Source organism: Rhodococcus sp. 14-2470-1b, from assembly GCF_002259415.1.
Taxonomy (GTDB): Bacteria; Actinomycetota; Actinomycetes; order Mycobacteriales; family Mycobacteriaceae; genus Rhodococcoides.
This window is the reverse complement of record NZ_NPFY01000011.1, coordinates 411,159-432,333: the sequence shown is the minus strand read 5'-3', so window position 1 is coordinate 432,333 and position 21,175 is coordinate 411,159. Positions and strand designations below refer to the sequence as shown.

The window sequence follows — 21,175 nt, the reverse complement described above, 5'->3', positions numbered from 1 at the left end:
TTGTCAGCGGCCCAGCCCGGCGATGTATGTCTTGGTGAGTTCCGCGATATCGCGCGCGTGGGAAATGGGTGACCAGTGGCCTGCTGGAATGTCGTTGCGAGTCAAGTTCTTCACCCACTTGCCGGTGTCGGCGTAGTGGTACGGACGCACGGCGACGTCTTCGGTGTTCACGATCAGTTGGACGGGGATGTCCACGTAGCGTTCGCGCGGCTTCGTCAGTCGCGGAATGATGTTGGCACGGTAGAGGTTGGTGCCGTTGGTCGCATCGGACCACAGGGTCGAATTCTGTGTCACCAGAGCAGGATCGACACCTGAGAACTCCTGCAGGAATGCGGGCCATCCTTTGGCGAACTGGCGCTTGATTCGTAGCGTCGACAGCCCGGGGATGTGGAACGTGACCGTGTACCAGGAGGCGCGCACCTGTGCGAGGACGTGACGGATGCCCTCCACGGTGGGTTTCGCGAGGCGTGAGCGGGACCATTTGCCGAGGTGGTCGAGGTTGGGACCGGAAATGGACGTGTAGGAGGCGATGCGGTCGATCGCGTGTGGCTCCGCCGCCGCTTCCCAGGCCTGGACTGCGCCCCAGTCGTGCGCGAGGACGTGGACTTTCCGGTCCGGGCTGACGGCGTCGATCACGGCGTAGAAGTCGGAGGCGAGGTTGCGGAGCCGGTATGCCGATTGCTCCTGGGGAATCGTGCTCTCCCCTGCTCCGCGTACGTCGTAGGACACGACTCGATAATCGTCTGCGAGGAGCGGGACGATGTGGCTCCACAACTCGTGTGTGTCGGGCCAGCCGTGAACCAGCACGATCGTCTCACCGTCCGGGTTGCCGGTCTCGAACACGGCGAGGTGCATGCCCTCGTTGACGACGATCCTTCGGTCCATGGCGGTGCTCATTCACTCGACTTTAGTATGAATTCGGGTTACATGTACACGAACTGTCGGTCCTGCCTGCGAGAATCGACCGGTGATCGAGAACTCCGACTGGCCGCCGACCGTACGCGCGATCGCCGCCGCAACCGATGACGCAATCACCGCGGCACGCGCCCGCTCGAAGAGCGACTTCGACGACGCCGTCGGCAGCCTCGATTCCGAGGATCGAGCTCAGGTCGCCTCGATCCACGCCGAGATGGTGCGTTCGCTACTCGAAGAGCTGCATCCCGACGGTCTCACCGGGGAGGATGTCCAGGATGCGTTGACCAGTGCGGTCCGGGCGTCGGCCGAGTGGTACGAGGATCTGGACGTTCCCGGCTTCGTCGAGGTGCTGACGGGGGCGCTCGGCGTCGCCGATCACATGCAGGAGGCCGCGGAACAACGGCCGTTTCCCCGGCCGGAGCACGCAATCCTGATCATCACGGACCTGCTGATCAGGCGAAAGGTCGCAGCCCAGGGCTACATCCATCGCGCGGTCGGCGAGATTCGGCGAGCCCAGACGATGGAGATGCCCTAGCGCTTTCTACATGTCTCTAGTATCTACGGAAGAAAGTCGTAGAAGGCGATAGCGAGCGTTGCTACCGCCCTCTACGCATATCTAGCGCGCAGACGATAGAGGTGTAGAACCATCCAGAGACCGTCGTGCAGCCCTGCATCGGCTGTGCAGTAGGTTGGCTGCGCCGATGACGGCCCTGATCGACGATTCGACGCCGTCGCGCTCGATGGCCATCGCCCACTCGCGTCGACCGTCGAGGTCGCACCGGACGAAGGTCGCCGTCGATCCGTTCGGAAGCTGATGCAGGCTCAGTGGCTGCTGGTGGAACGCGGTGATCTCGATGTGGATGCCTGCGTCGTAGAGCATCGACGTCAACGCGTCGATCGGGCCGTAGCTGGTTGCCGTCGCGGAATGAATGGAGTCGCCGATGCCGAAGGTTGCTTCGAAGGTCTTCCGGCCGCCTCGCGCGTCGGATGCTTGCCATGTGCCCAGGCGGATCGGACCCGAGGCGCCGCTGTACTCGGCGCGGAACGCCGACCAGCTCATGGCCTGCGCCGAGGCGTTCAGCTCGCGCGGGACAACGCCGCCGAAGCGCGCGGCGAAGGACTCGCTGGGAGATGTGGGGGCGAAAGAAGTGGAGGTGAGAGCGTTCACAGGAGTGGTCTTTCCGAATGTGAAGGAAGGACCGAGATGGGTAGCACAACGACCCGCAGCGGGGGTCGGTCCGAATCAGACCCCGCTACGGCGGTGTACTACGAGAAGCTTCTTCACGAGAGTCAAGGTACTCCCGCCTGCCCATGCAGAGCAAGAATTCGGTCGTCTAACGGCGTCTAGCGCTCAGCCGATAGTGCCCGATACTGTGCGATGAAGTCGCTAGGTCTCGATAACACTCTCTAGGACACGACCTAGATGTGCCCATAAAGTTCAATCCCACTTGTTACTTTGACCCCATGGACCCCGTGCGTAACCCCTACGCTCCCGGCGCAGGTCAACGTCCGCCCGAACTTGCAGGGCGAAAGAAGCAACTCGACGCCTTCGACGTCGTACTCGAGCGCATCACCCGTGGCCGTCCGGAGCGAAGCGTCGTACTGACGGGTCTGCGCGGCGTCGGGAAGACGGTGCTGCTGAACCACCTGCGATCGGCGGCCGTCGCGCGAGGATGGGGAACCGGAAAGATCGAAGCGCGGCCGGACCAGGAGCTGCGACGGCCACTGTCGTCGGCGCTGCACATGGCCGTCCGAGGAATTGCTGCGTCGCACCGGGATCCTGAGCGCGTCGACGAATTTCTCGGTGTGCTCAAGGCGTTCGCGCTCCGAGCGTCGGCGGACAAGGGCATGCGCGAGCGTTGGCAGCCCGGCATCGACGTTCCGGCGAAGACCGGACGCGCCGACTCGGGTGACATCGAGATCGACTTGGTCGAACTGCTGCTCGACGCGTCGGCGCTCGCCGGGGACGTCGGAGTAGGTATCGCCATCTTCATCGACGAGATGCAGGATCTCGGGCCTGCGGACATCTCGGCCCTGTGCGCGGCCTGCCACGAGCTGAGCCAGGACGCGGCGCCGCTGATCATCGTCGGCGCAGGGTTGCCGCATCTGCCTGCAGTCCTGTCCGCGTCGAAGAGCTATTCGGAGAGGCTGTTCAGCTATCACCGCATCGGCAGGCTCGAACGGACCGCGGCAGATCTTGCGTTGATCGCGCCGGCGGATCGCGAAGACGTCGAGTTCACCACCGAGGCACTCGACGCGCTGTACGACGCTGCGGACGGATACCCGTACTTCGTGCAGGCGTACGGCAAGGCGACGTGGGATCTCGCGGCCGAATCACCGATCACCGCCGAGGACGTCCGTGTCGCAGCACCGACTGCGGAGGAAGAGCTCGCGGTCGGATTCTTCGGTTCGCGGTACGAGCGGGCAACTCCAGCGGAGCGCGAGTACATGCGGGCAATGGCCGATCTTTCGGGCGACGATGCCTCGGTGCCGACATCCGCGGTGGCCACCGAACTGGGCCGCAAGCCCGCGTCGTTGTCCCCCGCACGTGACGGGCTCATCAAGAAGGGGCTGATCTACTCCGCCGAGCGGGGAACCATCGCCTTCACGGTCCCCCACTTCGGGCGATACCTGCGGGCGCAGACGGACGACTAGGGCGCTCCGCGCCCACTCACAAGGAATTGATGCGCGACATGTCCCCGTCGTAATAGTCGATCAACCTCTGATCCATCACCTTCCGCCACAGCGGAGGTACGAGTGCACAGAAGATCATCACTGCATACCCGGCCGGGAGCTGCGGTGAGTCGTCCATGCTGCGCAGGGATTGGTACCGCCGCACCGGGTTGGCGTGGTGGTCGCTGTGCCGCTGGAGGTGGTACAGAAACAGGTTGCTCCACAGGTGATCGCTGTTCCAGCTGTGGGTGTGATTGGTGCGCTCGTACCGCCCGCGCTTGGTCTTCTGCCGCAGAAGCCCGTAATGCTCCAGGTAGTTCGCGGCCTCGAAGAGAATAACCGCGATCACAGCCTGCAGCACCAGGTACGGCGCCACGATCCAGCCGAAGCCTGCGATCAGAGCCGCGAACAACACGACCGAGATGGCCGCCGCGTTGAACAGGTGATTGTGGGCGGTCCAGCGTGATTTGCCGATGCGATGAAGCCGGCGCTGCTCGAGCTCCCACGCGGAGACGATGCCGCCGATCATGCTCCGCGGAAGAAACCTCCAGAAGCTCTCGCCGTACTTGGCCGACGCAGGATCCTCCGGCGTCGCCACGCGCACGTGGTGCCCATGGTTGTGCTCGACGTAGAAGTGCCCGTAGAACGACTGCGCCAATGTCACCTTGGACAACCAGCGCTCGACGTTCTCACGTTTGTGGCCCAGTTCGTGCGCGGCGTTGATGCCGACTCCGCCGACGATTCCGATGGTGATCGCCAATCCGACACGCTCCGGAACTCCGAGAGGTCCGTGCGCCCACAGGTAGCAGGCCAGGACCAGCCCGGCGTATTGCAGCGGGATCAGCAGATACAGGCACCAGCGGTAGTACTTGTCCTTTTCGAGCGCCTCGGCGGCTTCGACGGGCGGGTTACGACGGTCTACGCCGGAGAAGGCGTCGACGAGCGGGATGACGATGCCCATGATCACCAGGCCCAGCAGCCAGAACGCGCCGGGGCCGAGCCAACTGACCAGGCCCCAGGCCATGAACGGGCTGAGCGGGATCACCAGGCCGAGAGGCCACAGGTATCTCTTGGGATCGCGCCACGTGAGCGGCACGCTCGGACTCTGCTGGGTCATGAGGGTCGCATACCCCCTCTCGGAAAATCGACCGCAAGAAATTTACTCTGACTAAAGGTAACAGTTATTTTCGGGCAAAGGTCCTCACCATTGTCGTTCGAACCAGCCACGTGATCGGATGGGCACACAGACCCGACGTGAGGAGCACCACTGTGGACAGAGCCGAGTTCTCGCTCGTTGGCCGGCACGGGACCGACATCGTCTACGACGTCTGGACGCCCGATGCCGAGATTACCGGGCTGGTCGTGCTGTCCCACGGACTGGGTGAGCATGCCCGACGCTACGACCACGTTGCCGCCGTGCTCGGCGACCTCGGCCTAATCGTGTACGCGATCGACCACCGAGGGCACGGGCGGTCGGGTGGCAAACGGCTCGAGTCCAAGAACTGGTCGGATTACGTGAGCGACCTGCACGAACTGTTCCGCATCGCCCGCACCGCGCACCCGAACACCAAGACATTCCTGCTCGGGCACAGCATGGGCGGCGCTATCGCGCTGTCCTACGCACTCGAGCATCAAGCCGAGCTCGACGGTCTCATGCTGTCCGGCCCGGCAGTGGTGCTCGGTGACGGAACACCCAAGATCCTCGTGCCGATCGGAAAGCTACTCGGCAGAATCGCGCCTTCCGTTCCGGTTCAGGCACTCGACTCGGCCGACGTCTCGCGCGACCCCGCTGTCGTCGCCGCGTACGACGCGGATCCCCTCGTGCATCACGGGAAAGTTCCTGCCGGGCTGGCCAGCCACCTCGTCGGCGCGATGGAAAGTTTCCCGGCTGCCCTGCCGTCGTTGACGCTGCCGGTGCTGCTGCAGCACGGCAGCGAGGACAAACTCGCCGACGTGGCAGGCAGCCGGATGATCGCCGAGAGAGCCGGCTCCACCGACCTCACCCTCGAGGTGTACGACGGCTTGTTCCACGAGGTCTTCAACGAACCCGAACGTGAGCAGGTCCTCGCCGATCTGGTCGCGTGGCTCGCTCCGCGTGTGAATCGGCAGTCTCGCTCCGCGGGTGATTCGACACCGAGGTAGTAGGTTCTGTGCCTGGGGCTCGAAGAACGTAGCCGGGGATGTTCGTATCGAAGGGGATGAATGTGTCGCGCACAGCGTTGGTTCTCGGCGGCGGTGGGGTCGCCGGAATCGCATGGCAGACGGGCCTGCTTCACGGACTGGCCCACGCCGGTGTCGACGTGACCGGCCCCGACTGGTCGGACATGCTGCTCGGCACTTCGGCGGGAGCGGCCGTCGCAGCCCAGGTCAGCAGTGGAGTGTCGCTCGCAGACCTCTACGACAGGCAGGTTCGGCCCGAACTGCAGATCGACGAGCCACGTCCGAATGTGTCGATCGACTCGCTGAACGAGTTGCTCGACGCGGCCGCCGAGCGGGCAGCAGGCGACCGACAGCGCTTCGCCCGCTACGTCGGCACTGCCGCTCTCGCGGCGTCGACACCGTCCGAAGCGGAGCGACGTGCGGTGATCGCACACAGGCTGCCGTCGCACGAGTGGCCGGATCGCGATCTCAGGGTCGTGGCGGTGGACGCGGAATCGGGCCGACATCGAGTCCTGAATCGCGATTCCGGAGTGCGATTGGTCGACGCCGTCGCAGCCAGTTGCGCCATCCCGGGAATGTGGCCGCCGGTGACGATAGGCGTGCATCGCTACATCGACGGCGGCGTCCGATCCAGCGAAAATGCCGACCTCGCAGTCGGTTTCGCGAAAGTCCTGATCCTGCAGGTCGGCGTCGTCGATGCCGGGCAGGATCCGTCGGCGGCCGAGCGCGAACGCTTGATCGCGGGAGGTTCGAGCGTCGAGGTCATCCGGCCCGACGCCGACACGCTGTCGGCCATCGGACCCGACCCCACCGACCCGGCTGTACGTTCTGCAGCCGCCGATGCGGGCTTCCGCCAGGGCAGTGCGGTCAGCGAGGCGCTTCGCGGTTTCAAGCAGGCCTGACCTTCGGTTCAGTCGGTTCGGCTCACGCCTCGTGCAGTCCGAAGAGGGTTGCGCCGTTGTGGTAGCAGACATCTCGAACCCAGTCGTCGCCCAGATCCAATCGACGGACGGCCTCGAGCGCATCGAGATACGGGTACGGGATGTTGGGAAAGTCGCTTCCGAACATGATGCGATCCTGCAGATCCAGCAGACGCGATCTCTCGGCGACCGGAAACGGCCATGCCGATTCGGAGAAATCGGTGAAGGACATCGTGGTGTCCAGTCGTACCTCCTGGTGAAGCGTCGCGATATCGAGGAATTCGGTGTACTCGGGCATGCCCATGTGCGCGATGATCAACGGTAGGCGCGGGAATCGTCGGAGCAGTCCGGCGATCGGCTCCGGTCCGGTGTGGTCACCGGGTGCGGGGCCGGAACCGCAGTGGATGACGACGGGTACCGCCGCATCCTCGATGGCGCCCCACACCGGATCCAGCAGGGGATCGCCCGGTGCATAGTTCCCTACCTGGATGTGCGACTTGAAGATTCGAGTTCCGGAGGTAATCGCGTCGGCGACGTACCGCCCCGCGTCGGGCTCGGGGTAGAACGTTGCCGTCCGAAGGCAATCCGGTGTGCGTTGCGCGAAATCTGCACCCCATGAATTCAGCCACGCGGCCATCCCTGGCTTGTGCGGATAGATCATCGACGTGAAGCCGCGTACGCCGAACTCACGCAACCGGTCCAGGCGCGCCTCCTCGTCCTCGCGGTAGGTGATCGGCCAGTCCATGCCCACGAGAGGCCCCGCACTGTCGAAGTACGCCCACACCTTGTCCATGACGTTCTTCGGCATGAAGTGGGTGTGGACGTCGAACAGGCCCGGCAGTTCGAGCTCCCGCCAGAACGCTCTGACCTGGTCTGCTTCGGTCGAGCTCGGTTCGGTCGAGCTCGGTTCGGTCGAGCTCGGTTCAGTGGGCGACATGTCCGTCGAACCAGTCGAGAGTGCGGACCCAGGCGTCGGCGGCGGCGTCGGGGTTGTAGACCGCGGGCCGGTCGTTGCAGTTGAAACCGTGTTCGCCTTCTGCGTAGCGAGTTATCTCGGTCGACACCGGCGCAGCTGCTGCTGCGGCACGCAGTTGTTCGACCTGTTCGACGGGAATGCCGGTGTCCAGGTCGCCGAAGAATCCGTGCCACGGTGTCTGGAGTGCGTCGGCGACCGACAGCATTGTCGGATAACCGAAGCGGGCTTTGTCGATACCGCCGCCGTAGTAGGTGGCGGCTGCGCCGAGCGTGCGTCGAACAGCGGTGTGGAAGGCAACCGATCCGCCCATGCAGAACCCGATGATCGCGGACTGGGCCGGTTCGAACCCGCGGGCGGCGATGTCGCCGAGGGCCGCGTCGACATCGGCATCGACCTCGGTGGCCTGCAGCGCGCCGATGGACGCCATCGCCGAATCCATGTCGGTGTACTCGTGAATCTGCTTGTCCTGGCGGTGGAAGAGATGGGGTGCGACCGCTACCCAACCGGCGTCGGCGAGGCGCCGGCAGATGTCGACGATGTGGGTGGTCACTCCGAAGGCTTCCTGGACGACGACGATGCCTCCGCGCGCCGGTCCGGACGGTGTTTCGACGGTGAGGGGGGTACTCATGAGTCGATTCGATCACATCGACTTGTACGGTGGGATCGAGGTACGTAGATCGTCGGCATTCCCCCTGGCAGCAGATCTTCCGAGAGGACAGCACATGCGCGCGGTACACATCACGAGTCTCGACGGCCCGGAATCGGTGCAGATCGTCGACGTCGACGAACCCACGGTTCGCGACGACGCGTTGGTGATCGACGTGGAGGCGGCAGGCGTCGCGTACCCGGATGCGTTGCTGACCCGGGGTCTGTATCAGTACAAGCCGGAGCTACCGTTCGTACCCGGCAGCGAGATCGCCGGGATCGTGCGCTCGGCGCCGGAGGGATCGGGTTTCGCCCCTGGCGATCGCGTCGCCGCGCTGACCGGGCTGTCCGACGGCATGGCGGAGGTCGCCGTCGTCTCGCCCGACACCGTGTTCCCACTTCCCGACGCCGTGTCGCTCACGGCAGGAGCGGGTTTGCTCTTCAACGACCTCACGGTGCACTTCGCGCTCCGCGAACGCGGGCGGTTGGCCGAGGGCGAGACCGTGCTGGTGCACGGCGCCGCGGGCGGTATCGGGACCTCCGCGCTGCGATTGGCGCCGATACTCGGTGCGTCGCGCGTGATCGCGGTCGTCAGCACCGAGGCGAAAGGTGAGATCGCGAAGGCTGCAGGCGCCACCGACGTCGTGCTTATTTCGGACGCCGACGGGACAGGGTGGAAAGACGCTGTCAAGAAGTTGACCGACGGCAGAGGCGTCGACATCGTGGTCGATCCGGTCGGTGGTGACCGATTCACCGACAGCATCAGAAGCCTGGCACCGGCGGGACGCATCCTGGTCCTCGGTTTCACGGGCGGCGAGATCCCGACCGTGAAGGTGAATCGCCTGTTGCTCAACAACGTCGACGTCGTCGGTGTCGGCTGGGGCGCATGGTGGAGGACACGGCCGGGGTACCTCGCGACTCAGTGGGCGGAGCTGGAACCGCTTCTGGCGTCGGGAGATCTGACTGCCCCGGAGCCGACGGTGTTCTCGATCGACAAGGCATCCGATGCCATTTCGTCACTCGAAAATCGCACCGCCGCAGGCAAAGTAGTTCTCCAACTGAAGTAGCCGAGAGTTCCACCCGGTTCAGTCGGGCAGTTCCACTCCGCGTGCTGTGGACAGCGCAGCGATTTCCGCGGGAAAGACGTTCTTGAAGACGAACGGATCGGTTCCGAGTGCCCAGTTCGGAGCCAATTCGATCGCGTACCGCTCGAAGTATCCGAGTTGCTTGCCGACGAGGATGAGTTCCTCGGGACTCGACGTTCGGTACTGCTTGCCCATTCCGACGAGAGCCTTGATGAAGTCGGTCAGGCTGAAGTGCGCCAACGTGTCCGACAGCATCGGCGCGAACACGGCCTGAAGGATGAGTCCGACCTCGGCGTCGGTGCCGACGTCATCGGTGACGATCCCGAGGCGCTTGACGCTGCCCGCGAGACGGGTGAAATCGCCGTCGACGACGGTGGCGTGGAACAGGTCCTGCAGGAGCATTCGCCACTGTTCGTCGAGTTCGCCCATCACACCGAAGTCGAGGAAGGACACGCGTCCGTCGTCGAGCACCCAGACGTTGCCCGCATGGACGTCACCGTGGAAGAGTCCGTGCAGCACAAGCGCTTCCATCCACACCTTCGCGGCTCGCCGGACGACGAGTTCCGACGCGTCGCCCGGCGTGCACTGGTCGAGCGGTGAACCGTGCATTCGTTCCATGCAGATCACGCGGCTGCCGCAGTATTCGGCGAACACCTCCGGCGCGGTGACGTACTCGTTGTCGCCGAACGCGGAGATCGATTCGCGGAAGCGCGCTTGCCTGCGCGCTTCGACCACACTGTCCAACTCGGCGAACGTGGCGGCGTGGAGGTCGACGATGATCGCGGATGCGTTGGCGGTCTTGAAGAACACGATGAACTTCTCGAGCGCCCGGGCGAAGATGTAGGCGATGCGCAGGTCCACCTTCATGCGGTGGTAGATGCCCCGACGCTGGACCTTCATGATCACTTCGCGGCCGTCGCGCAGGACACACAGGTGCACTTGTGCAACCGACGCGGAGGACAGCGGGACGTCGTCGAAGCGGCTGAACAACTCCGCTGTCGGCCGTCCCAGATCGGACTCGATCGTGGCGCGGGCCTGTGCACCCGGGTAGGGCGGGACCTCGTCGAGACATCGAAGACAAGTGTCGGCGAGGACCTTGGGGAACAGTCCGGGGGACGAGCCCATCAACTGCCCGACCTTGACGAACGTCGGTCCCAGGACGAAGAAGGCGTCGACGACGCCCTCCGAGGCGTGAAGCGGCCAGCCGCGACGCGGGGCCAGCGCCCACTTTCCGACAGCCAGGAACTGATAGAACACCAGGACCGCGCCGATGACGAGCAGGCGCAGAAATTCGCGAACTCCGAACTCGCGCAGCGGTGGAGCAGGTCTGGTGGTGATGGGTCCGGTGGTCATCGCGCCATCTCCAGCGATCCCGTGCCGAGCGCGGCGGTCTCCAGGCGGGACATGAGCCGCTCGAAGCTACGGGTGTCGCCGGACGTGCGGGAGAGCACCAACGCTCCCTGAATCCCAGCGACGATCTCCTCGGCCAACCCTCGGGCGTCGTCACCGTGTCCGAGTTGCCGCAGCACCGGCGTCAGCGCGTCGATCCAATCGCTGAAGTATCTGGCGACGCGGGAGCCGAACAGTGCACGCTCCTCACCGAGCGAGAACGCCGCGAACAAGCAGACCCGACGGCCCGACTGGAAGTATTTCGAGGTCTGCGCGAACATGTCGTGGGAGCGCGCGCGGGCGTCCGTCGCGGCACGCAGCGGCGCGAACACGTTGCTCTGGAACCACCGCTCGACCTCGTCGAGAACTGCCTCCGCCATCTCGGTCTTTCCGCGGGGGAAGAAGTGATACAAGCTGCCCTTGCCGAGCCCGGTTCGCTTGCTGATCACCGACAGCGAAGACCCGTTCCAGCCCAGGTCTCCGAAGACACCTGCCAGGACCGGCACCACGTCCCGCCTGTCGGCGGTCGTTCGGGGCGGTGTCGTTCGTGACGCTGTCGTTCGTGACGCTGCTGTTCGTGACGCTGTCGTTCGTGATGCTGCTGTTCGTGGCACAGTTGCTCCTCGAGGGGGTGCTCCCGCGCCGCGCTGCGTGGGAACGACCCCGACTGTACCTACCGGTACAGGCCGTTCACCCGGACCCCTTGGTTCCGGATCGTTCGTACAGGGAGACTGTCATCGGAACATGGAGTACCGACTGGGCTCGCGGCGGCTCGGTAGGTCGACGAGGCCGCATCGCCGGTGCTCTGTTCGGCGTCGCCGGTGTGCAATATCTGCTCGCGGAGGCGGCAACGGCTCTCCGATTCGACGGCTACAGCCCGTTGCAGGACACCGTCAGCGAGCTCGGGGTGCCGCAGGTGTCCGAGTGGCACGGACTGATGAACGCCTCGTTCTGCGTGTCCGCGGCGTCGGTGCTCGCGGCGGGACTCGTCGCGGCTCCCCTGCTGACGAGGGGCCGGGCGCAGCTGATGCGTGGCAGTGTCCTCGCCTACGCGGTCGGGAGCGTACTGGTTGCCGTGGTGCACACGGGCGAGGGCAACCTGCACACCCTCGGGGCGGTTCTGGCCATCGGCGCGGGAAACGTCATCGCCCTCACTGTCGGTTCTGCACGGACTGTCGGGTCGGCGCGGACTGTCGGTTCTGCACGGACTGTCGGTTCCGATGCGACGAGATTCCCGCGCTGGTACTCGCGCGCTTCCGTCGGGTTGGGGACGGTGGGGTTCGCGGCGTCGGCGTTGCTCCTCACGGGTATCGGGCCGGTCGGCGCGGTGGAGCGTGTCTCGATCTACACCTTCGTGGCGTGGGAGCTCATGACCGCGGCGACAGTGTGGAGACGGCGACGGTGGACGGAGCCGATTTCTGCCGACAGCAGAATCGGTTCGGAAGATCGAGCGGAGGGTCCGTACAGCTCCTAGCCTGGCTGCATGGCAGACGAACGAGCTATCGCGAAGGTTCTCCCGCTGCGCCCCGGCGCAGGTCGTACGCCGCCTGGTCCCGAACCGTTGGTCCGTGAGGGTATGGGCCGGGTTCTGCGACGGATCCGCACGGAGCAGGGCCGCACCTTGCAGGAGGTCTCGTCCGAGGCTCGGGTGTCGATGCCCTACCTCTCCGAGGTCGAGCGGGGACGGAAGGAAGCGTCGTCCGAGGTGCTCTCGGCTCTGTGCGGCGCGCTGGAGATCGCCCCGTCTCGCCTGCTGATGTTGACCGGGCGAGAACTCGCTGGAACGAACTCCGTCCAACGAGTCTCGCGCGGTCCCGCTCCCGTCACCATGCTCGCCGCCTGACGGAAGCCGGCGAAGTCGGTGAACTTGTCTGCAGCGCAGTCAGTTCCGATTGGTCGCGATCAGGTCGGCCAACCCGTAACCGACTGCCTCGGTGGCGGTGTAGATCCGATCGCGGTCGGTGTCCAGCCGTAGTGTCTCGGGTTTCTGACCGGTGTGATGGGCGAGGATCTTCTCCATCTCCGAGCGCACGCGCACTATCTCGTCGCGTTGCAGTGTGAGGTCGGAGATGGTTCCCTCACCTCCACCCGACGGCTGGTGCAGCAGAATCCTGGCGTGGTTGAGCATGATTCGCTTACCTGGTGCTCCCGACGCCATCAGCACGCCCGCGGCCGACGCTGCCTGCCCGACGCAGAAGGTGGACACGTCGGGTTTGATGTATTCCATCGTGTCGTAGATGGCGGTCATCGCAGTGAACGATCCGCCGGGTGAATTGATGTACAAGCTGATGTCGGCGTCGGGGTTGTCCGATTCGAGATGGAAGAGCTGCGCGATGACGACGTTCGCGACGCCGTCGTCGATCTCGGTTCCGAGGAAGATGACGCGTTCGGACAGGAGTCGGCTGTAGATGTCGTAGGCGCGCTCGCCGCTGTGAGTCCGTTCGACAACGGTGGGGATCGTGTACTGGCTCATGATTGCTCGACTCCTAGTCCTACCTTGTGGTGCGGTGCCGATGGTCGTATGTCGTCGAGGGTGGTGACGATGTGGTCGATCAGGCCGTAGTCCCGAGCCTGCTGGGCCGTGAACCAACGGTCGCGTTCGCTGTCTGCCGTTACCGTGGACACGTCGTGGCCGGAGTGTTCGGCATTGAGGCTGTGCATCAATGCTTTCGTGTATTCGAGGTTCTGCGCCTGGATCTCGATGTCGACGGCGGTACCGCGGATGCCTGCGGACGGCTGGTGCATCATCACGCGGGCGTGCGGGAGGCTGTAGCGTTTTCCCTTGGTGCCCGCGGTGAGCAGGAACTGGCCCATGCTGGCTGCGAAACCCATTGCGAGGGTGGATACGTCGTTGGGTATGAGTCGCATGGTGTCCATGATCGCGAGGCCTGCGCTCACCGAACCTCCAGGCGAGTTGATGTAGAGGCTGATGTCGCGGCGAGAGTCGTTGGCGGACAACAGGAGCAGCTGAGCGCAGATCCGGCCGGCGATGGCGTCGTCGACGGCGGCTCCCAGTACGACGATGCGTTGATCGAGCAGTCGGGACGCCAGTTGGTCGTCGAACGGTGACACCGCGGCGGTGTCGCGTTCGTTCATGGTGGTGTACATGTGCATTCCTCACTCGTGAGTGTCGTCGGTCCCCATCAGGCTGCGCGGTGGGTCGGCGGGAAGGAAGGATTCTCTGCTCCGAGCAGAGATCGCTGTGGGCATAATGCGTCTGACCAGGCGATTGGGTGTTCGGGCCCGTGGAGAGGTACGGTAGTGAAGCACCCGACGCGGGGTGGAGCAGCTCGGTAGCTCGCTGGGCTCATAACCCAGAGGTCGCAGGTTCAAATCCTGTCCCCGCTACTGAAAGAAGGACCCCCGGAAAGCATTGCTTCCCGGGGGTTCTTCCTTGTGTGCTGAATGCGCTATTGCAGGCGAAACCGAACGATGTCGCTGACGTTGTCGATGGCGTCGGTCAGGGCCTGCAATCGATCCGACGCGCCGAGAGCTTCCAAGACGTCCTGGCGGTCGGACTGGCCCATGGGAACCTGTGCAGCGAGGCGGAACAGGCGCTCCCCCGACGCGGCGGGAAGCTCCGCGAACTCGGGATCGTCCGGCGGCGTCGAGCCTTCTGCTTCGGCGAGGGTGCCGATCAGGCGATACAGCGCCCTGATCTGCTCCTGGAGTTCGGCGAACTCGGATTCGGTGACCGAATCCTCGGGATGATCGGGCCACGGCCGCACGTCGGCACGAGGGTACGGGTCGTCCTCGAGCCAGGCGTCGACTCGGATTCGTTCCCCTCCTAAGCATTCCACAAGGAATCGGCCGTCGCCGATGTCCTGGTGCGCGACGATGTGCGCCCTGGTGGCGACATCGTGCCGAACGTCTCCGCCCCCGGCCTCGTGGCCACGGGCGATGAGCACCACCCCGAAGCTCGGGTCCTCGGTAGCGAGGCAGTCTCGCAGCATCTCCTGGTAGCGCGGTTCGAAGATGTGCAGAGGAAGCGGCTCACCCGGGAGCAGAACGCTTCCCAGGGGAAACATCGGAATTACTGCCACGGGTCAGTCCGACGAGGCCGGCCGCGTCGACTGCGGAATCGGTGCGAGCTCGGACACCGCTGCCGCGCCGAGGAACTGGTCGAGCACCCGGAAGAACAGATCGGGCTCGTCCAGCTGCGGGAAATGCCCTGCATCGGAGAAGATCTCGACGCGCGAGTTCGGAACCTCGCGGCGGATGTTGTCCGCGTGCGAGGCCGGGATCATGCGATCCTTCCCGCCCCAGACCAGGAGCGAGGGCAGCGATTCGAACTTCTCGAAATGCTGCTTGGCGCTGACGGTTTGACCGCGCGGACCGACGACGGCGCGAGTCGACGCCAGGAAAGCGGAGCGGGAGCCGTGGTCCGCCACCGTCTTGAACGCACGCCATGTCTCGGTGGTGCTCTTACCGGGGCGCACCGGCAACCCCCATTTGCCGAGCTGAGTCACCACGTTCTCGGTGTTCTTACGAACCCAGTCCGACGCCAACACCGGCAGCACCAGTTCGCTGCCCGGCAGAGTCGCAGCCTTCAGGAACAAACTGACTTCGCGTCCCAGGCCGCCACTGCTGACGAGGGCGATCCGCTCCACGCGCTCGGGGAACAGATAGACGGTCTGCATGACGATTCCGCCGCCGAGCGAATGCCCCACCATCGGTGCCGAACGAATGTCGAGGTGGTCCAGTAGATCGCGGATGGTCGCCGAGTGCGCACTGAGCGAATAGTCGCCGGGTGGCTTGTCCGAGTCGCCATGGCCGAACAGGTCCGGTGCGATAACGCGGTACTTCTCCGACAGTCGCTCGATCTGACCTGCCCAGGACTCGTGCGAGCCCAGAAGACCGTGGACGAGGACCACAGGTGGACCGTCCCCGGCGTCGACGTATCGCAGGGTGTCCCGGTGGAACTCGACCGACTCGAGCTCATAAGGCGACGTTCGGTCTGGCATCGATCCTCCTCGCGCAGTGATTTGGGTCGTTCCGCCGGCGGCTTCGATGCCCAACGTACGCGGATCGGCGTCCTCGGGATAGTCGATACCCCGGTGAGCTGCGATGGACGCCGTCAGTGGACGAGTGCTGGCTCGACGAGAGGAGTGTCGTCGAGCCGGGTCGAGGTGCTGCACTAGTGGATGATTCCCTCGGTTGCTCGGCGTAGCTCGTGGTCGAGGATTCGAGCGACATCCTCGGCGACCGGTTCGCGGACCATGTCGACGTGGCGTCCGTCGACGTGCGTGATGGACAACTCGCCGGTGGCTATCGCGGCCCATGACCTGCGATCGTCCGTGTTCTCCGCGGTGACGATGACGCTGACCGGACCGTTCCATGCTTTCGGACGATGGAAGCGCAGAGCGAGCGATCCGATCGCCGCGAACGCCAGCCACCTCTCGGTGGTCGAATATCGTGCGATGCCTGCAGTGACCACGCGCGCTGCGATACCGACGCGGGTTGCGACAGTGATCTTCGGCGACGACGCCGCACCTACACCCGCCGGTGCAGCCTCGAGCGCGCTTCCGCCGGGTAAACGGTCGAGCAGGTGGCGGTACAGGCGGGGGTCGAGGAGGGTCAGCCGCGCGACGGATCTGCCGCCGGCCCGAAGCTGGTGAGCCATCTCGAGTGCGATCCATCCGCCGAGCGAGTGCCCGGCGAGAAGGTACGGGCCCGACGGCTGGATTCGCGTGATCTCTCGTACGTAGGTGCGTGCTGCTGCGCGGATGGTGCGGTCGGGAAGTGCCCGCGTGTCCATTCCCTTGGCCTGGATCACGTAGACGGGGCGGTCCGGGTCGAGGCGCCGAGCGAGCGCGGCCAGACCGACGGCGGGCACTCCACCACCTGCGACGATGAACAGAGGCGTGAGCGAACCCGTGGTGCGGAGTGGCACTGCGATCGACTCGGCTCTCGAACGGGCCGAGCTGTCGTCGATGGACGCGAGCTTGGTGTCCACGATCGAGGCCAGACGGCGGACGCTCATGGCCCCGACCAGTTCCTCCGCCGACAGCACGATGTGGAAGGCGCGCGCGACCCCCACCGAGATCTGAGTCAGAGCAAGCGACGTAGCGCCCATGGCGGTGAAGTCGGTGTGGGACCCGATGTCGTCGATTCCGTCGACTTCGTCCCGGAGGGCGTCGTGGACGATGTTGGCGATCCACATTTCCGTCGCACCGCGCGGCGCATCCGACGCCGTGGCGGACGCGACGTCCGCGACCTGCTCCGGCAGGCGCTGTCGGTCCACTTTGCCGCGTTCGTTGCGTTCGATCGTGAGTGTGCGCGTGATGTTCCGGGGAACCATCCACGTGGGGAGTTGGTCCTGAATGCCCGCTCGGACGTAGGCACTGTCCCGTGTGTCGCTGACGAAGAACGCATCGAGGTGGGGTTCGCCGTCGATCGAGCGGGCCACGATTGCCACGTCCCGGACACCGTCGACTCCGCGGATGGCTGCTTCCACCTCGGCGGGCTCGACGAGGTATCCGCGGATCTTGACGGCGTCGTCGGCTCGGCCGAGCAGGTGCAGCTGCCCGAGCTCGTCGAATCGGCCGAGATCGCCGGTTGCGTAGCGCATGAGCGGCCCGTCGCTGGCGAAGTGTGATTCCGTCAGATCGGGGAGGCCGAGGTAACCGTCGGACAGGCATTCCGCGGAGACGCGGATCTCCCCGGCCACTCCGGCCGGTGCGAGCGTGCCCGCCTGGTCGACGACGTCGACGATCTTGCCCTTCGGGAGGGTCGTCGCGGTGAGGAAGCCCGACGGCAGGGGGCGGTCCGATCGGTACTCGCCGTACGCCACGCCGCCTGCTTCCGTGGTTGCGTACCAGTTGACGAAGGTGGCGCCGCTGCCGAGTGCGCTACGGAATCCGATGACGTCCCGCGAGTGCAGGGCTTCGCCGTAGGTGGTCACGACGCGCAGCGACGGCACGGCGTTGTCCGGGACCGGGACGATGGCGTCGGACGGGATCTCCTCTGCTCCCGCTCGGAAGCTCCGCACCAGCGAGGGGGAGCAGTGCAGTGTTGTCAGCGAGGACCGTTCGATCCATTCGGTCAAGGTGGTGGGCAGGACGGTGCGTGGGTCCGTGCAGTAGACCGTCGCACCGCTGAGGATGCCGGCGAACAACGTGTTCAGGCCCGCACCGAAACTGACCGGCAGCGCATTGCCGACGCGATCGCGAGAGGACAGGCCGAGTGCGGAGCTGACCTCGTACGCTTTGGTCAGGCACATGCGATGACTCAGCAGCACACCTTTGGCGGCACCGGTGGAGCCCGAGGTGTAGGCGATCAATGCCGTCCGGCTGCCGGTGAGAGTGGGTAGCGGCATCGCGGAATCCTGCGTGTTCGCGAGGTCCGCCTGGTCGAGGCGGAGTGCCGCTGCCGACTCCACGATGCGGTCCGCGCGGTTGGCCGGCAGGTTGGAATCCAACGGGACCAGCGCGTGGCCCGACGCCATCACCGCGAGCATCGTGGCGATCGACTCCGACGTGGAGGCGGCTTCCACGGCGATCGGGCGAGGGTCGTCACCCGCGAGCTGGGCGATCTTTCTCGCCGATGCATAGGTGCGGTGCAGGAGTTCGTCGAACGTGACCGCCCCGTCCTCGGTGTGGACGGCGACGGCGTCGGGCACCGCGTGGGCGACCTCGCAGAGTCGGTCGAGAAGGGTGTCCCTGGTGCCGGGTTTGCACAGCGGTGCAAGCGGCGCGTGGGTTGGCGCTTCCAGCTTGTGCACCGACATGGTTGCTCCTCGAGTGCGGCGTCCTTTGCGATCGCTCTACCGGGAAACCGACCCGAAAACAATCGTAAAGTCTGTTTTACTCCATACAAGGTAACCCTGCGGTCCTTTTGGCTGCAACTTCTTCGTTCGATCGACCGACGAGGCCGCCACGACCCGACTCATGGTTCCGTGATTGCCTCCAGCGGTCGGGTGCGGGCGGCGCGCACCGCGGGCCAGAGTGCCGCGAGGACTCCGACGACGGCCGAGCCGAACAGCATGGCCACAATCTGGCCCCACGGAACGGTCAGGAGACCGAGCCCCTCGTCGCGCAGAGTTCTGACGAATCCCCATCCGAAAGCCACGCCGAGGCCGAGGCCGACGATGGCACCGAAGAGCGCGATGAGCAGTGACTCCAGATAGATCGTGCGCCTGACCTGGGGGCGCTGCATGCCGACGGCCCGGAGCATTCCGATTTCACGGCGCCGTTCGACGACCGACAGAGCGAGAGTGTTGACGATTCCCAGCACGGAGATGACGACGGCGAGCGCGAGCAGCCCGTAGAGGACGGCAAGCAATGTGTCGATCTGCTGGCCCTGCGACCCCTTGAATTCGTCGCGATCCTGGACTTGAACGACGACGAACGGCTTGGTGGCGGCTTCCAGGTCGGTCCTGAGCACGTTCAGGTCGGTTCCCGGAGCGGCGCCGACGAGCACGACGATGTCCGACCGGACGATGCTCGGAGTCACCTTCTGGTAGACATCGTTCGAGATCATCCACTGCCCTACCAGCGGGTTGTCCTCGTAGACGGAGGTGACCGTGACCGGAACCTGCTGCCCGTCGACCGACGTCATGTTCACGACCGAGCCGAGCGCCCACCCCTCGTCGCGCGACGCGGAGGACGACACAGCGATGCTGTCTCCTTGCAGCTCCGGCGGCCCGGCGACGACGACGCTGTCGAACAATCCTTCCGGGCTCCCTTCGAGTGCGACGCCGAAGGCGGGCTCGTCGTCGATGTCCACCGACACCGGGTGAAGTACGGCGACACGATCGACCCCGTTCACCTCCCGTGCGGCTGCGGCGGCGCCCGTCGGAATTCCGATCGACGGTGGGCCGCTGAAGATGTAATCGGCTTCGATCCCGTTGTCGACCAGGGCGTCGACGCTTGCTTTGGCGGTGGATCCGAGAACGCCGATGACCGAGACCAGCATCAGCCCTAGCATGAGCGCAAAGGCAGTGGCAGCGGTGCGTCGGGGATTGCGAACCGAGTTGGTGCGGGCCAGGCGTCCGATCGGGCCGAACGGCCGCGTCAGAACCGAACCGAGGGCGCCGACGACGGGCCGGGACAGCGACGGTGCCGCCAGCGCGACGGCGACGATCACGGCCACGGCACCTGCGCCGACGGTCGCTGCGGCAGCGCCGCCGGTGGATTGTGCTCCGATGACGACGGCAGCGGCGCCGATCGCGCCGATCACGACGCCGATCCAGGTGCGCATGCGCAGACTGTCACCCGCGGAGGCGAACTCCTCGCGCATCGCGGCGATTGGAGGGACCTTGGCGGCACGACGTGCGGGTGCGTATGCGCTGAGCACGGTGACGACGATGCCGACGGCGAAGGCGACGACGACGGTTCGAGGTTCGAGTGCCAGTGCGCCCGAGGGCAATCCGAGGTCGAAGGCGTTGAGTAGTGCGCGTAGGCCGTAGGCGAGACCGATGCCGCCCGCGAAGCCGAGTGCGCTGCCGATGACGCCGACGACGAGTGCCTCCAGCACCACGGAGCGGCTTACCTGGCCGCGGCTGGCACCGATCGCGCGGAGCAGGGCGAGTTCGCGAACGCGCTGGGCGACGATCATCGAGAAGGTGTTGTAGATGATGAACGTGCCCACGAGCAACGCGATCGCGCCGAATGCGAGCAGGAAGTAGTTCACGAAGGACAGGGCTTGTTCGATCTCGGCCTGTGCTTCGTCCCGGACGTCGTCCGCGGTCTGCACCTTCAAGTCGGGCAGCGCGGCGGCGATCTCGTCCCTGAGCTCCGTCTGCGACGCGCCGGTTCCGGCGATGTCGTAGTACTGCACGTGCTCGCCGTCGGAGAACAGTTCGTCGGCCTGGCCCTCGGTGAACTGGATGCCGATGTACCCGCCGGATTCGGCGGCGGTGTCGTAGATACCGGTCACGGTGACGTCGACGGTGCCCTTCGACGGCACGAGGACCTGAGTGGTGTCCCCCACGCCGAGCCCGGATCGCGTGGCGCCGCCCTCGTTGATGATGATGTCGCCCGGTGCCGTGGGCGCCGAACCTGCGACGAACACAGCGTCCTCGCCGAGTCGTCGATCGGGCGGTAGGTACGCCTCGCCGATCGTCGGCGCGCCACCGGTCTGCACGGCAGCGCCCGAGGAATCGAGTACGACGATCTGACCTCCGACATACGGTGCGACCGCACGAACGTCGGGCAGGGACGAGATGACGTCGGCCGCGGAGACAGGGACGCCGCTCGAGCGTGCGTCCTCGGCGCTGACGCGGACGTCGGCGCCCTGGGCGGTGTCGGAGAAGATCGAGGAGAACGTTCGTTGCAGCGTGTCGGTGAACACGAAAGAGCCTGCAACGAAGGCGGTTCCGAGCACGACGGACAGGACGGTCAGTGCGAGTCTGACCTTGTGGGCGGCGAGATTGCGCAGTGAGACCTTGCGCATGGGGTTGGTCGCAGGCA

The 21,175-nt window shown here is 65.4% G+C and carries 20 protein-coding genes and 1 tRNA gene; 8 read left to right on the top strand and 13 right to left on the bottom strand.

All coding sequences use genetic code 11. The features are described from left to right. Positions 1-3 precede the first annotated feature (3 nt). Positions 4-897, bottom strand: coding sequence for an alpha/beta fold hydrolase (locus tag CH293_RS09045; RefSeq protein ID WP_037109575.1), 894 nt, complete (start codon positions 895-897; stop codon positions 4-6). Positions 898-967: 70 nt separating this feature from the next. Here CH293_RS09045 and CH293_RS09040 point away from each other — a divergent pair, with 70 nt between their 5' ends. Beyond that, positions 968-1,450 (top strand): hypothetical protein, encoded by a 483-nt coding sequence (locus CH293_RS09040; protein WP_094720012.1) that lies wholly within the window; start codon positions 968-970, stop codon positions 1,448-1,450. A gap of 81 nt (positions 1,451-1,531) precedes the next feature. Here CH293_RS09040 and CH293_RS09035 read toward each other — a convergent pair whose 3' ends face one another. Then, entirely contained in the window at positions 1,532-2,083 is a 552-nt protein-coding gene (locus tag CH293_RS09035; protein WP_094720011.1) for an alpha-isopropylmalate synthase regulatory domain-containing protein, read from the bottom strand. A gap of 296 nt (positions 2,084-2,379) precedes the next feature. On the opposite strand from CH293_RS09035, the gene CH293_RS09030 reads away from it, so the two are divergent. Then, on the top strand, positions 2,380-3,570 hold the full coding sequence (locus CH293_RS09030; RefSeq protein ID WP_020112464.1) for an ATP-binding protein: 1,191 nt from the start codon (positions 2,380-2,382) through the stop codon (positions 3,568-3,570). Between the two features lie 16 nt (positions 3,571-3,586). On the opposite strand, the gene CH293_RS09025 is transcribed toward CH293_RS09030, so the two are convergent. Beyond that, positions 3,587-4,705 carry an alkane 1-monooxygenase gene (locus CH293_RS09025; protein WP_094720010.1) on the bottom strand — a complete coding sequence of 373 codons (1,119 nt, stop codon included), beginning with the start codon at positions 4,703-4,705 and terminating at the stop codon, positions 3,587-3,589. A 152-nt stretch (positions 4,706-4,857) separates the two neighbouring features. Here CH293_RS09025 and CH293_RS09020 point away from each other — a divergent pair, with 152 nt between their 5' ends. Both CH293_RS09020 and CH293_RS09015 read left to right on the top strand, forming a co-directional pair. Next, on the top strand, positions 4,858-5,730 hold the full coding sequence (locus CH293_RS09020; protein ID WP_037110056.1) for an alpha/beta hydrolase: 873 nt from the start codon (positions 4,858-4,860) through the stop codon (positions 5,728-5,730). Between the two features lie 56 nt (positions 5,731-5,786). Further along, on the top strand, positions 5,787-6,650 hold the full coding sequence (locus tag CH293_RS09015) for a patatin-like phospholipase family protein (RefSeq protein ID WP_255122786.1): 864 nt from the start codon (positions 5,787-5,789) through the stop codon (positions 6,648-6,650). A gap of 22 nt (positions 6,651-6,672) precedes the next feature. On the opposite strand, the gene CH293_RS09010 is transcribed toward CH293_RS09015, so the two are convergent. Then, the gene (locus CH293_RS09010; RefSeq protein ID WP_094720008.1) at positions 6,673-7,605 is read right to left on the bottom strand and encodes an amidohydrolase family protein; all 933 of its coding nucleotides are present in this window, start codon (positions 7,603-7,605) and stop codon (positions 6,673-6,675) included. Beyond that, positions 7,592-8,272, bottom strand: a complete 681-nt coding sequence (locus CH293_RS09005) for a dienelactone hydrolase family protein (protein ID WP_037109562.1) — start codon at positions 8,270-8,272, stop codon at positions 7,592-7,594. The genes CH293_RS09010 and CH293_RS09005 overlap by 14 nt, the downstream gene beginning before the upstream one ends. Positions 8,273-8,366: 94 nt before the next feature. On the opposite strand from CH293_RS09005, the gene CH293_RS09000 reads away from it, so the two are divergent. Further along, a complete protein-coding gene (locus CH293_RS09000; RefSeq protein WP_094720101.1) occupies positions 8,367-9,356 on the top strand; it encodes an NADPH:quinone oxidoreductase family protein in 990 nt (329 codons plus the stop codon). Between the two features lie 18 nt (positions 9,357-9,374). Here the strand turns inward: CH293_RS09000 and CH293_RS08995 are convergent, their stop codons facing one another. Both CH293_RS08995 and CH293_RS08990 read right to left on the bottom strand, forming a co-directional pair. Continuing rightward, positions 9,375-10,727: an AarF/ABC1/UbiB kinase family protein gene (locus CH293_RS08995; RefSeq protein ID WP_094720007.1), complete on the bottom strand. Its 1,353-nt coding sequence runs from the start codon at positions 10,725-10,727 to the stop codon at positions 9,375-9,377. Beyond that, positions 10,724-11,272 carry a TetR/AcrR family transcriptional regulator gene (locus tag CH293_RS08990; RefSeq protein WP_037109557.1) on the bottom strand — a complete coding sequence of 183 codons (549 nt, stop codon included), beginning with the start codon at positions 11,270-11,272 and terminating at the stop codon, positions 10,724-10,726. The genes CH293_RS08995 and CH293_RS08990 overlap by 4 nt, the downstream gene beginning before the upstream one ends. A gap of 38 nt (positions 11,273-11,310) precedes the next feature. Between CH293_RS08990 and CH293_RS08985 the strand changes: the two genes are divergently transcribed. Together CH293_RS08985 and CH293_RS08980 are read left to right on the top strand one after the other, a co-directional pair. Next, positions 11,311-12,237 carry a DUF998 domain-containing protein gene (locus CH293_RS08985; RefSeq protein WP_255122774.1) on the top strand — a complete coding sequence of 309 codons (927 nt, stop codon included), beginning with the start codon at positions 11,311-11,313 and terminating at the stop codon, positions 12,235-12,237. Between the two features lie 9 nt (positions 12,238-12,246). Continuing rightward, positions 12,247-12,606, top strand: coding sequence for a helix-turn-helix domain-containing protein (locus CH293_RS08980; protein ID WP_037109555.1), 360 nt, complete (start codon positions 12,247-12,249; stop codon positions 12,604-12,606). 39 nt (positions 12,607-12,645) lie between these two features. Here the strand turns inward: CH293_RS08980 and CH293_RS08975 are convergent, their stop codons facing one another. Then, the gene (locus CH293_RS08975; RefSeq protein WP_094720006.1) at positions 12,646-13,236 is read right to left on the bottom strand and encodes a ClpP family protease; all 591 of its coding nucleotides are present in this window, start codon (positions 13,234-13,236) and stop codon (positions 12,646-12,648) included. Further along, positions 13,233-13,859 (bottom strand): ClpP family protease, encoded by a 627-nt coding sequence (locus CH293_RS08970; protein ID WP_241483764.1) that lies wholly within the window; start codon positions 13,857-13,859, stop codon positions 13,233-13,235. The genes CH293_RS08975 and CH293_RS08970 overlap by 4 nt, the downstream gene beginning before the upstream one ends. Before the next feature lie 178 nt (positions 13,860-14,037). On the opposite strand from CH293_RS08970, the gene CH293_RS08965 reads away from it, so the two are divergent. After that, a tRNA-Met gene (locus CH293_RS08965) sits at positions 14,038-14,111 on the top strand. Positions 14,112-14,173: 62 nt separating this feature from the next. Here CH293_RS08965 and CH293_RS08960 read toward each other — a convergent pair. From CH293_RS08960 to CH293_RS08945, 4 genes are all read right to left on the bottom strand, one after another. Then, positions 14,174-14,806: an LON peptidase substrate-binding domain-containing protein gene (locus tag CH293_RS08960; RefSeq protein WP_094720005.1), complete on the bottom strand. Its 633-nt coding sequence runs from the start codon at positions 14,804-14,806 to the stop codon at positions 14,174-14,176. Between the two features lie 3 nt (positions 14,807-14,809). Continuing rightward, positions 14,810-15,727: an alpha/beta fold hydrolase gene (locus tag CH293_RS08955; protein ID WP_052059259.1), complete on the bottom strand. Its 918-nt coding sequence runs from the start codon at positions 15,725-15,727 to the stop codon at positions 14,810-14,812. Positions 15,728-15,900: 173 nt separating this feature from the next. Further along, positions 15,901-18,492 carry an alpha/beta fold hydrolase gene (locus CH293_RS08950; RefSeq protein ID WP_094720004.1) on the bottom strand — a complete coding sequence of 864 codons (2,592 nt, stop codon included), beginning with the start codon at positions 18,490-18,492 and terminating at the stop codon, positions 15,901-15,903. A gap of 158 nt (positions 18,493-18,650) precedes the next feature. After that, positions 18,651-21,158: an ABC transporter permease gene (locus CH293_RS08945; protein ID WP_094720099.1), complete on the bottom strand. Its 2,508-nt coding sequence runs from the start codon at positions 21,156-21,158 to the stop codon at positions 18,651-18,653. Positions 21,159-21,175 lie beyond the last annotated feature (17 nt).

Bases quoted from the DNA above. Each gene is read 5' to 3' on its own strand.
- CH293_RS09045 (WP_037109575.1), bottom strand. From the start codon at position 897: ATGAGCACCGCCATGGACCGAAGGATCGTCGTCAACGAGGGCATGCAC.
- CH293_RS09030 (WP_020112464.1), top strand. From the start codon at position 2,380: ATGGACCCCGTGCGTAACCCCTACGCTCCCGGCGCAGGTCAACGTCCG.
- CH293_RS09025 (WP_094720010.1), bottom strand. From the start codon at position 4,705: ATGACCCAGCAGAGTCCGAGCGTGCCGCTCACGTGGCGCGATCCCAAG.
- CH293_RS09015 (WP_255122786.1), top strand. From the start codon at position 5,787: ATGAATGTGTCGCGCACAGCGTTGGTTCTCGGCGGCGGTGGGGTCGCC.
- CH293_RS09010 (WP_094720008.1), bottom strand. From the start codon at position 7,605: ATGTCGCCCACTGAACCGAGCTCGACCGAACCGAGCTCGACCGAACCG.
- CH293_RS09005 (WP_037109562.1), bottom strand. From the start codon at position 8,272: ATGAGTACCCCCCTCACCGTCGAAACACCGTCCGGACCGGCGCGCGGA.
- CH293_RS09000 (WP_094720101.1), top strand. From the start codon at position 8,367: ATGCGCGCGGTACACATCACGAGTCTCGACGGCCCGGAATCGGTGCAG.
- CH293_RS08995 (WP_094720007.1), bottom strand. From the start codon at position 10,727: ATGACCACCGGACCCATCACCACCAGACCTGCTCCACCGCTGCGCGAG.
- CH293_RS08980 (WP_037109555.1), top strand. From the start codon at position 12,247: ATGGCAGACGAACGAGCTATCGCGAAGGTTCTCCCGCTGCGCCCCGGC.
- CH293_RS08975 (WP_094720006.1), bottom strand. From the start codon at position 13,236: ATGAGCCAGTACACGATCCCCACCGTTGTCGAACGGACTCACAGCGGC.
- CH293_RS08970 (WP_241483764.1), bottom strand. From the start codon at position 13,859: ATGAACGAACGCGACACCGCCGCGGTGTCACCGTTCGACGACCAACTG.
- CH293_RS08955 (WP_052059259.1), bottom strand. From the start codon at position 15,727: ATGCCAGACCGAACGTCGCCTTATGAGCTCGAGTCGGTCGAGTTCCAC.
- CH293_RS08950 (WP_094720004.1), bottom strand. From the start codon at position 18,492: ATGTCGGTGCACAAGCTGGAAGCGCCAACCCACGCGCCGCTTGCACCG.
- CH293_RS08945 (WP_094720099.1), bottom strand. From the start codon at position 21,158: ATGCGCAAGGTCTCACTGCGCAATCTCGCCGCCCACAAGGTCAGACTC.